General features: G+C 73.0%; 8 protein-coding genes. 4 read left to right on the top strand and 4 right to left on the bottom strand.

Going from position 1 to position 7,203, the window contains the following annotated elements; genetic code table 11:
* The 3 genes from rocD to RIM90_RS13685 form a co-directional block, all read right to left on the bottom strand.
* Nucleotides 1-1,175, bottom strand: a 1,175-nt coding sequence (gene rocD, locus RIM90_RS13695) for an ornithine--oxo-acid transaminase (RefSeq protein WP_309060949.1), incomplete at its 3' end; no start/stop codon positions are given.
* Entirely contained in the window at nucleotides 1,172-1,984 is an 813-nt protein-coding gene (gene ddaH, locus RIM90_RS13690; RefSeq protein ID WP_309060948.1) for a dimethylargininase, read from the bottom strand. The genes ddaH and rocD, both read right to left, overlap by 4 nt.
* 124 nt (nucleotides 1,985-2,108) lie before the next feature.
* Nucleotides 2,109-2,612 carry an Lrp/AsnC family transcriptional regulator gene (locus RIM90_RS13685; RefSeq protein WP_159530294.1) on the bottom strand — a complete coding sequence of 168 codons (504 nt, stop codon included), beginning with the start codon at nucleotides 2,610-2,612 and terminating at the stop codon, nucleotides 2,109-2,111.
* Nucleotides 2,613-2,736: 124 nt separating this feature from the next.
* On the opposite strand from RIM90_RS13685, the gene RIM90_RS13680 reads away from it, so the two are divergent.
* From RIM90_RS13680 to RIM90_RS13665, 4 genes are read left to right on the top strand one after another with little or no spacing between them, the layout of a single operon-like run.
* The gene (locus tag RIM90_RS13680) at nucleotides 2,737-3,507 is read left to right on the top strand and encodes a LytTR family DNA-binding domain-containing protein (protein WP_309060947.1); all 771 of its coding nucleotides are present in this window, start codon (nucleotides 2,737-2,739) and stop codon (nucleotides 3,505-3,507) included.
* A gap of 10 nt (nucleotides 3,508-3,517) precedes the next feature.
* A complete protein-coding gene (locus RIM90_RS13675; RefSeq protein ID WP_309060946.1) occupies nucleotides 3,518-3,877 on the top strand; it encodes a hypothetical protein in 360 nt (119 codons plus the stop codon).
* Nucleotides 3,878-3,898: 21 nt separating this feature from the next.
* Complete coding sequence (locus tag RIM90_RS13670) at nucleotides 3,899-5,614, top strand: cation acetate symporter (protein WP_309060945.1); 1,716 nt, start codon at nucleotides 3,899-3,901, stop codon at nucleotides 5,612-5,614.
* On the top strand, nucleotides 5,611-6,816 hold the full coding sequence (locus RIM90_RS13665) for a histidine kinase (protein WP_309060944.1): 1,206 nt from the start codon (nucleotides 5,611-5,613) through the stop codon (nucleotides 6,814-6,816). The genes RIM90_RS13670 and RIM90_RS13665 overlap by 4 nt, the downstream gene beginning before the upstream one ends.
* 22 nt (nucleotides 6,817-6,838) lie before the next feature.
* Here RIM90_RS13665 and RIM90_RS13660 read toward each other — a convergent pair whose 3' ends face one another.
* Nucleotides 6,839-7,015, bottom strand: coding sequence for a hypothetical protein (locus RIM90_RS13660; RefSeq protein ID WP_309060943.1), 177 nt, complete (start codon nucleotides 7,013-7,015; stop codon nucleotides 6,839-6,841).
* Nucleotides 7,016-7,203: the final 188 nt, after the last annotated feature.

Here is a 7,203-nt window from a genome sequence, read left to right as displayed (position 1 = left end):
TCGTCCGCCGTGATCGTCAGCGGCGGGGCCAGGCGGATGGTGGAGCCGTGGGTGTCCTTGACGAGGACGCCCTCGCGCATGAGGCGTTCGCTCACCTCGCGGCCCGTGCCGAGGGCCGGGTCGACGTCGACGCCCGCCCACAGCCCACGGGAGCGGAAGCCGATGACGCCCTTGCCGACCAGTGCCGCCAGGCCCTCGTGCAGGACCACCCCCAGGTCCGCCGCCCGGCGCTGGAACTCACCCGTCTCCAGCAGCTCCACCACGGCCGTACCGACCGCCGCGGCCAGCGGATTGCCGCCGAAGGTCGACCCGTGCTCCCCGGGGTGGAGCACCTGGAGCACCTCGCGCCGGGCGACCACCGCCGACACCGGGACGATGCCGCCGCCCAGCGCCTTGCCGAGCAGGACCACGTCCGGGAGGACCGACTCGTGCTCCACGGCGAGCGTGCGGCCCGTGCGGCCCAGCCCCGACTGGATCTCGTCCGCGATGAACAGGCATCCCTTGCGGCGCGTCAGCTCCCGCACGCCCGCCAGATAGCCGTCGTCCGGGACGACGACGCCCGCCTCGCCCTGGATCGGCTCGATCAGCACCGCGGCCGTCGTCTCGTCGACCGCCGCCTCCAGCGCCGCGAGGTCGTTGTAGGGAACGACCCGGAAGCCCGGGGTGAAGGGGCCGAAACCGGCGCGCGCCACCTCGTCCGTCGAGAAGCTCACGATCGTCGTCGTACGGCCGTGGAAGTTGTCCGCCGCCACCACGATCGTCGCCCGGTCGGCCGGGACGCCCTTCACGTCGTAGGCCCACTTGCGGGCCACCTTGATCCCGCTCTCCACCGCCTCCGCGCCGGTGTTCATGGGCAGCACCATGTCGAGGCCGGTCAGCGCGGCCAGCCGCTCGGCGAACTCGGCGAGCCGGTCGTTGTGGAACGCGCGCGAGGTCAGCGTGAGCCGGTCCAGCTGGCGGTGCGCGGCCTCGATCAGCGCGGGATGGCGGTGGCCGAAGTTGAGCGCCGAGTAGCCGGCCAGCATGTCGAGGTACCGCCGGCCCTCCACGTCCTCCACCCACACGCCCTCCGCGCGGGCGACGACCACGGGCAGCGGATGGTAGTTGTGCGCGAGGACCGGCTCCTCCGCGCCGATCAGCTCGGCGGACGAACGCGTGACGACGGGCGAGGTCATGAGCGGATCTCCTGAGTGCAGCACTTGATGCCGCCGCCTGCCTTGTGGAACTCGGACAGGTCGACGGGGACGGGAACGTAGCCGCGGTCGGCGAGCTGAGCGGCGAGGGCCGCAGCCCCCGGCGAGATGAACACGTGGCGCCCGTCGGAGACGGAGTTCAGGCCGAACGCCATCGCGTCCTCGCGGGTCGCGATCACCGCGTCCGGATACAGCCGGGCGAGCACCTCGCGGCTCCCCGGCGAGAACGCCTCCGGGTAGTACGCGACGTTCTCCTCGTCCAGCACGAACAGCGCCGTGTCCAGGTGGTAGAAGTACGGGTCCACCAGCGTCAGGCCGATCACCGGCACCCCGAAGAACTCCTGCACCTCGCGGTGCGCCTCACGGGTGGTGCGGAACCCGGTGCCGGCGAGGATCCAGCGCCCGGCGGGCACCAGGTCGCCCTCGCCCTCGCAGACCGACTCGGGGTGGTGGACCTCGTACCCCCCGGCCTTGAACCAGGCCTCGTACGCCACGGTCTCCGGACGCCGCTCGGGCGCCAGGAACAGGGAGCCGAAGACGCGGCCCTCGACGACGACCGCCGCGTTCGCGGCGAACACCATGTCGGGCAGTCCGGGCTCCGGCTTCACGGTCTCCACGGTATGCCCGTGGTCACGGTAGGTGTCGACCAGCGTCCGCCACTGCCGCTGGGCGAGAAGGACGTCGACGGGTCGGTCGGGGTGCATCCAGGGGTTGATCGCGTACCGCACGGCGAAGTGTCTGGGTTCGCAGACGAGATAACGCCGCCGGCGCGCCACACGGGAATCGGGCACAGAGGGGTTCCTCCGCTTCCACGCGGTGCCGACAGGGGGTGCCTCCACGGTAGGAACCGAGCGGGACGGGCGACAAGGAACAAGAGCTGCGTGTTCGCGCAGGAACACTGCGCGTTCCCGCCGCTCAACGCACGTCTGCTGCGCCTTCCGGGGCAGGCTGGCTGACCCCCGCCTCAGGACTGTCCGGGAGCAGGTGGGACAGCACCATCACGCTGATCGTCTTGCGGATGAACGGCTCCTGGCGGATGCGCTCCAGCACCTCCTCGAAGTGCTCCACGTCCCGCGCCCGCACATGCAGCAGCGCGTCCGCGCCACCGGTCACCGTCATCGCCGCGGCGATCTCCGGATGGTTGCGCACCACCTCCGCCAGCCGCCGGGGCGGCGCCGCGCCCTCGCAGTACACCTCGACGTACGCCTCCGTGCGCCAGCCCAGCGCCGACGGCCGCACGGTCGCCGTGAACCCGGTGATCACCCCTGTCTCGCGCAGCCGGTCCACCCGGCGCTTGACCGCCGTCGACGACAGCCCGACGGCCGCGCCGATCTCGGCGAAGGACGTCCTGGCGTTCGCCATCAGCGCGGTGACGATCTTCCGGTCGAGCTCGTCGAACGGTGCGGGCCTGCTGGTCATGCGGGAACTGTATCCAGCGGCGACCGGTCGTCGTCCGCGGCGGCGGACAGGTCACCGAAACCGGGGGTGACGGCCGCGCCCGGCACATGTCCAGACGCGGAAATGCCCCCTACACTCCAGCTTCATGCTGCGTGCCCTCGCCGTCGACGACGAACGTCCCTCACTGGAGGAACTGCTCTACCTGCTGAACGCGGACCCCCGCATCGGCAGCGCCGAGGGCGCCGGCGACGCGACCGAGGCGCTGCGCCGCATCAACCGGGCCCTGGAGTCGGGACCCGACGGCCCCGACGCCATCGACGTCGTCTTCCTCGACATCCAGATGCCCGGCCTCGACGGCCTCGACCTCGCCCGGCTGCTCACCGGGTTCGCCCGGCCGCCGCTCATCGTGTTCGTCACCGCCCACGAGGACTTCGCCGTCCAGGCCTTCGACCTCAAGGCCGCCGACTACGTGCTCAAACCGGTCCGCAGGGAACGGCTGGCCGAGGCGGTACGCCGCGTCGTCGAGCTGCGCGCCGCCGACCGGCGCGGCACCACCCCGCGCATCCCCGTGCACGAACCCGACCCCGACCACATACCCGTGGAGCTCGGCGGCGTGACCCGCTTCGTCCCCGTCGACGACATCACCCACGTCGAGGCCCAGGGCGACTACGCCCGCCTGCACACCGACAAGGGCAGCCACCTCGTCCGCATCCCGCTGTCCACCCTGGAGGAGCGCTGGCGCTCCCGCGGTTTCGTCCGCATCCACCGCCGCCACCTGGTCGCGCTGCGCCACATCGGCGAGCTCCGGCTCGGCGCGGGCACCGTGAGCGTCCTGATCGGCGCCGAGGAACTCCAGGTCAGCCGGCGGCACGCCCGTGAACTGCGGGACCTGCTGATGCGCCGGACCACGAGCTAGGGGAGCACGCATGCCCCAGGATCCGACCGAACGCCGCGTCGTCGTCACCGGCCCGCCCCGCCGCGCCCGGCGCGCCTTCGGCTACTACCGTCCGCGCACCGAGATCGACGAGCAGACCACCCTCGGCCACACCTACGTCCGCTCCCTGATGCGCATCCAGCTGCGCGCCGGCCTCACCGTGTTCGCCGTCCTCGCCCTGCTCATCGGCCCGCTGCCGCTGGTCTTCGCCGTCGCCCCGGACGCCCGCCGCCTGGAGTGGGCGGTCCTCGGCTTCGGGCTGTACCCCCCGCTGGTCCTGCTCGCCCGCTGGTACGTGCGCCGCGCCGAACGCAACGAACGCGACTTCGTGCGGCTCGTCGAGGACCGCTGAGACGACGGGACCGTCCGCGCCGTGAACTCCAGCTACGCCGTCCCCGCCGTCGCGCTCGTCGTCCTGGCGACCGTCCTCGTGGGCGCCTTCGGCCTGCGCATCTCCCGCACCACCTCCGACTTCTACGTCGCCTCCCGCACCGTCGGCCCCCGTCTCAACGCGGCCGCCATCAGCGGCGAGTACCTCTCCGCCGCCTCCTTCCTGGGCATCGCGGGACTCGTGCTCGTACAGGGCCCGGACATGCTCTGGTACCCGGTCGGCTACACCGCCGGCTATCTGGTCCTGCTGCTGTTCGTCGCCGCCCCGCTGCGCCGCTCCGGCGCGTACACCCTGCCCGACTTCGCCGAGGCGCGGCTCGCCTCGCAGACGGTGCGGCGGCTCGCGGGCGCCTTCGTCGTCGGTGTCGGCTGGCTGTACCTGCTGCCCCAGCTCCAGGGCGCCGGACTCACCCTGACCGCCGTCCTCACCGGTGTGCCCGACTGGCTCGGCGGGGTGATCGTCGCCGTCGTGGTGACCGTGATCGTCGCCGCGGGCGGCATGCGCAGCATCACCTTCGTGCAGGCCTTCCAGTACTGGCTGAAACTCACCGCGCTGCTCGTCCCCGCCCTCTTCCTGGTCCTCGCCTGGCAGCGCGACGGAGCGCCCAGCCACGCCTTCGACGAACCGGCCGCCTTCCGCGAGCAGCGCGTGGTCCGCGTCGAGGACGGCCTCGACCTCAGACTGGAGAAGCCGCTCACCGTGACCGTGGACGGCACCGTCGACGGCCGCGCACACCACGGCACCGAACTCCGGCTGCCCGCCGGCACCCACCACATCGACGGCGGCACACGCCTGACGTTCGCCGAGGGCGCCGAGGTCCCCGCCGCCGGGCGCGGCGCCGACGACGCCCTGTCGCCCTCCCGGGCCGAGTCCCGCGAGGAACGCCCGCTGTACGCCACGTACGGGCTGATCCTCGCCACCTTCTTCGGCACCATGGGCCTGCCGCACGTCGTGGTGCGCTTCTACACCAGCCCGCACGGCGTCGCCGCCCGCCGCACCACCGTCGCGGTCCTCGGCCTGATCGGCGCCTTCTACCTCCTGCCCCCGGTCTACGGCGCACTGGGCCGCCTGTACGCGCCCGAACTCACGCTCACCGGGAACGCCGACGCCGCCGTGCTCCTGCTGCCCGACCGGATGATCGGGGGAGCGGGCGGCGACCTGCTCGGCGCGCTGGTCGCCGGGGGCGCCTTCGCCGCGTTCCTGTCCACGGCGTCCGGGCTGACCATGGCCGTGGCCGGCGTGCTCACCCAGGACGTCCTCCCCTCGCGCGGCGTACGGCACTTCCGGCTCGGCACGGTGCTCGCCATGGCCGTCCCGCTCGCGGCGAGCCTCCTGGTCGGCGGCCTGCCGGTGGCCGACGCCGTCGGACTCGCCTTCGCCGTGTCGGCCTCGTCCTTCTGCCCGCTCCTCGTCCTCGGCATCTGGTGGCGCCGGCTCACCCCGCCCGGCGCCGCCGCCGGGATGCTGGTGGGCGGCGGGTCCGCCTTCCTCGCCGTCGCCGCGACCATGACCGGCTACCCGGGCGAGGGCCCCTGGCACGCCCTGCTCGCCTGGCCGGCGCTGTGGTCGGTGCCGCTGGGCTTCCTCACCATGGTCCTGGTGTCCCTGGCCACCCCCGGCCGGGTACCGCCCGGCACGGCAGGCGTGCTGGCCCGGTTCCATCTGCCGGAGGAACTCCGCACGGAGGTGTCCGCATGAGCGGTTTCCTCGCCGGGCTGCTGGTCGCCGTACTGCCCCTGCTGGCGGCCGGTTTCTGGCTGGGCCGGCGCACCGCCCGGCCCGCCAGCCTCGCCGGACTCGGCACCCCCGTCGAGCACGCGACCTTCGAGACCCTGCACACCGCCTCCCTGGCCACACCCCCGCTCCGGGCCGGCCTGACGGAGGAGACCGCCCGCAAGTCCGCCCGCAAGCTGCGCTCCCTGCTGGGCACGGACGCCCTGTGCCTCACCGACCGCGACCGGGTCCTCGTCTGGGACGGCGTGGGGGCGCACCACCGCGCCGAGATCATGGAGCGCCTCGCCGGTCCCCTCGACACCGGCCGCGGCGAGGCCTTCCCGCTCACCTGCGACACCCCGGACTGCACGGTGCGCTGGGCCGTCGTGGCCCCGCTCACCGTCGACGACCGGGTGCACGGCGCGCTCGTCGCCTGTGCGCCCCGCGAGTCCGCGGTCCTGGTCCGGGCCGCCGGGGAGGTCGCCCGCTGGGTCTCCGTCCAGCTCGAACTGGCCGACCTCGACCAGTCCCGCACCCGCCTCATCGAGGCCGAGATCCGCGCCCTGCGCGCGCAGATCTCCCCGCACTTCATCTTCAACTCGCTCGCCGTGATCGCCTCGTTCGTGCGCACCGATCCCGAACGGGCCCGCGAGCTGCTGCTGGAGTTCGCCGACTTCACCCGCTACTCGTTCCGCCGGCACGGCGACTTCACCACCCTCGCCGACGAGCTCCACGCCATCGACCACTACCTGGCGCTGGTCCGGGCACGCTTCGGCGACCGGCTCTCCGTCACCCTGCAGATCGCCCCCGAGGTGCTGCCGGTCGCCCTGCCCTTCCTCTGTCTCCAGCCGCTCGTGGAGAACGCCGTCAAGCACGGTCTGGAGGGCAAGTCCGACCAGTGCCACATCCAGATCACCGCGCAGGACGCGGGGGCCGAGGCCCTGGTCGTCATCGAGGACGACGGCGCCGGAATGGACCCCGGCCTGCTGCGCCGCATCCTCGCCCGCGAGGTGAGCCCCACGGGCGGCATCGGACTGTCCAACGTCGACGACCGGCTCCGCCAGGTCTACGGCGACGACTACGGTCTCGTCATCGAGACCGCCGTGGGCGCGGGCATGAAGATCACCGTCCGGCTGCCGAAGTACCAGCCGGGCGTGCACTCGGCGGGCCGGCTCACCCCGAAGTGAGGCCGGCCGCCGCGGACGGTCCTCAGGTGCTGCGCGTGGCGACCATGCCGAGAGTGATCAGGCCCAGGACGACCCAGCCGAACCACAGCCAGCCGTTGCCGCCGAGCGCCACCGTGTAGGCCGTCACGGCGACGAGTCCGCCGACGGTGAGCACTCCCATGGTCTTCGTCGAACTGGAACCGTTCGTGGAACCGGGCATCGCAACACCCTCCTCATTCGGTTCCCTCCATGGTGCCCCCGTTCCGCCTCTTTACGGTGCGCACGGCCACACGAGCGCCGGATTTCCAGGATCCCCCGCCGGTCCAGGGCCCACCGCCCAGGGCCCGCACCGGGCCGAGCCCGCCGGCGAGGACGGGCGCGCAGCGCGTGCGGGCGGGGGCGCCGCCG

Origin of the sequence: Streptomyces sp. (genome assembly GCF_031181555.1) — a bacterium.
Classification (GTDB): domain Bacteria; phylum Actinomycetota; class Actinomycetes; order Streptomycetales; family Streptomycetaceae; genus Streptomyces; species Streptomyces fimbriatus.
The sequence above is the reverse complement of the archived record's forward strand: the minus strand, read 5'-3'. Positions and strand labels throughout refer to the sequence as shown.

Coding starts and splice junctions, on each gene's coding strand:
- RIM90_RS13685 (WP_159530294.1), bottom strand. CDS start 2,612: ATGACCAGCAGGCCCGCACCGTTCGACGAGCTCGACCGGAAGATCGTC.
- RIM90_RS13660 (WP_309060943.1), bottom strand. CDS start 7,015: ATGCCCGGTTCCACGAACGGTTCCAGTTCGACGAAGACCATGGGAGTG.
- RIM90_RS13665 (WP_309060944.1), top strand. CDS start 5,611: ATGAGCGGTTTCCTCGCCGGGCTGCTGGTCGCCGTACTGCCCCTGCTG.
- RIM90_RS13680 (WP_309060947.1), top strand. CDS start 2,737: ATGCTGCGTGCCCTCGCCGTCGACGACGAACGTCCCTCACTGGAGGAA.
- RIM90_RS13675 (WP_309060946.1), top strand. CDS start 3,518: ATGCCCCAGGATCCGACCGAACGCCGCGTCGTCGTCACCGGCCCGCCC.